This is a genomic window from Pseudochrobactrum sp. AO18b (assembly GCF_000409565.1).
GTDB lineage: Bacteria > Pseudomonadota > Alphaproteobacteria > Rhizobiales > Rhizobiaceae > Pseudochrobactrum > Pseudochrobactrum saccharolyticum.
Genome location: NZ_ANNO01000003.1, coordinates 1 through 2,821 on the forward strand (window position 1 = coordinate 1; position 2,821 = coordinate 2,821).

The following is a 2,821-nucleotide window of genomic DNA, read 5'->3' on the forward strand; positions in this document are numbered from 1 at the left end:
GCCCGCCGGCCCTGCCGTATCCTTATAAGGATCGCCGACAGTATCACCGGTGACCGAAGCCTTATGCGCTTCCGAGCCCTTCATATGCTTCACACCATCGGCATCAGTGAAGCCATCTTCAAAGCTCTTCTTGGCATTATCCCATGCGCCACCGCCGGAAGTCATGGAAATCGCCACAAACAATCCGTTGACGATCACGCCGAGCAGAGAAGCACCGAGCGCCGCAAAAGCGGAAGCCTTGGAGCCGGAAATCAGCAATACGCCGAAATAAACCACCAATGGCGCCAGTACCGGCAGCAATGACGGGATAATCATCTCGCGGATCGCAGCTTTGGTCAGAATATCCACCGCACGGGCATAGTCCGGCCGTTCCGTACCACTCATAATACCCGGCTTTTCACGGAACTGACGGCGCACTTCCTGCACCACCGATCCAGCAGCACGTCCGACTGCCGTCATAGCGATACCGCCAAATAAGTAGGGAATCAGACCGCCAAAGATCAGCCCTGCCACCACATAAGGGTTGGAGAGATCAAAAGAGACTGGCCCCATATCGCTGAAATACGGATAATTCTGACTATTTGCTGCAAAGAATGCCAAATCATTCGAATAGGCTGCAAACAGCACCAAAGCACCAAGACCGGCCGAGCCAATCGCATAGCCCTTGGTTACTGCCTTGGTGGTATTGCCTACCGCATCCAGTGCATCTGTTGCCTTGCGCACTTCCGGATCAAGCCCCGCCATTTCCGCAATACCACCGGCATTATCGGTTACAGGGCCAAAGGCGTCGAGTGCCACGATCATACCGGCAATGCCGAGCATCGCTGTCACTGCAATCGCTGTGCCGAACAATCCGGCCAGCTGATAGGTGGTAATGATACCGAATACGATGACAATCGCTGGCAATGCCGTTGATTCCAGCGATACAGCCAGCCCCTGAATGACATTAGTGCCATGTCCGCTGACGGAGGCCTGCGCAATCGAATTAACCGGACGCTTGTTGGTTCCGGTATAATATTCCGTAATCACCACGATCAGACCGGTGACAATCAGACCAATCAGCCCGCAAATGAACAGGTTTGTACCGGTGATGGAAATACCGGCAACAGTACCGACCTCACCCCAGCCGATGGTCAGCGTGGTTGCTACTGCAAGCCCCACCACAGACAACAAGCCGGTCGCAATCAATCCCTTATACAAAGCCCCCATAATGGAGTTATCCGTGCCAAGCCGCACAAAGAATGTACCGGCAACGGATGTGAGAATGCAAAGCCCGCAAATAGCCAGCGGATAGAGAATGATTACTGGCAGCAATGGCGTACCGGCAAAGAAGATCGCCGCCAGCACCATGGTTGCCACCACGGTCACCGCATAGGTCTCAAACAAATCAGCAGCCATACCGGCGCAGTCACCAACATTATCGCCGACATTATCGGCAATGGTTGCCGGATTGCGCGGATCATCTTCAGGAATACCGGCTTCAACCTTGCCGACCAGATCACCGCCGACATCGGCCCCCTTGGTAAAAATACCGCCACCAAGACGCGCAAAGATGGAAATCAGCGAAGCACCGAAGCCAAGTGCTACCAAGGCATCAATCACCACACGGTCACCGGAAGCATAGCCCATTATTACTGTGAGCCATGTGTAATAACCGGCAACGCCAAGCAGCGCCAAACCTGCCACCAGCATGCCTGTGACTGCACCGGCGCGAAACGCTATCTCCAGCCCACCTGCCAAACTCATCGATGCCGCCTGTGCTGTACGCACATTGGCGCGCACGGAGACATGCATACCGATAAAACCGGCCACGCCGGACAGAACCGCCCCGATCAGAAAGCCGAAAGCCGCATAAGCGCCCAGCAACCACCATGTAATGAGAAAGACCACTGCACCAACGAAAAAGATCGTCATATATTGGCGTGCAAGATAGGCTTGTGCACCCTCGCGGATTGCCCCTGCAATTTCCTGCATCCGCGCATTACCCGCATCCGATGCCAGCACCGAGCGGATTGCCCAGCCTGCATAGAGAAGTGCGAGAATGCCACAAATAAGAATGAGTATGAGAACTGCCATGCGTATTCCCCTTATTCTTCGGCCTTTATAATTCCGGAATGAGAACCGGATTATCTCCCGATAACGGAGGACGGCATGGAGCAAGGTACAGCAGTCATTTAAAGCGCGGAGTGCGCTTCTGAAAATGCTCACAGTCTGTTCAGACAGCAACAGAGGGCAGTTATTTCAGTTCAGAGTCCGGCAGTTTGATTTACCCCATAATCCCGCTCTGAAATCTCTCAGTCTTCAGGATTATGTTTCGTTCAGCATCTGTCTGATCAGCATGCTTCAGGCTTGTCTTCCGGTATTCTGTGCGCAGGATGCGAAAGCCTGTAACAAAGGTCAAGTGCCTGTTTTAAAAACGGTAACAGCGCAAGTACCGGCAATATAAAAAAGCCGGCACAATATTGTACCGGCTCTGATGGCTTTAAAATGCATCGCAAAGGCAATCACCTCTGCCAAACACCGTCAGCGCGGCGTTTTTCTGGTTCCGCGGCTCTCGCCACGAATTTCGAATGCCAGACGATCCAGCACAGCATTGACGAGTTTCGGCTCGTCTTCTTCGTAAAAAGCCTTGGCAATATCTACATATTCCGAGACGATAACGGCTGTCGGCACTTCTTTTTTAGTGCGCAATTCCCAGATACCCGCACGCAAAATCGCACGCAGGGTCGAATCAAGGCGCGACAGCGGCCAGTCTTCGGTCAGCGACTGACGGATCATCGGATCCAGCACGCGCTGGTCGGCAACCACACCGGCAATAATG

The 2,821-nt window shown here is 53.5% G+C and carries 2 protein-coding genes; both read right to left on the minus strand.

Annotated elements, in window-relative coordinates:
* Window positions 1-2,076: sodium-translocating pyrophosphatase (locus A918_RS0100190; protein ID WP_022709102.1), on the minus strand; the 2,076-nt coding region annotated here is incomplete at its 3' end.
* A gap of 447 nt (window positions 2,077-2,523) precedes the next feature.
* A partial coding sequence (gene nusB, locus A918_RS0100195) for a transcription antitermination factor NusB (protein ID WP_028233185.1) occupies window positions 2,524-2,821 on the minus strand: 298 nt, incomplete at its 5' end.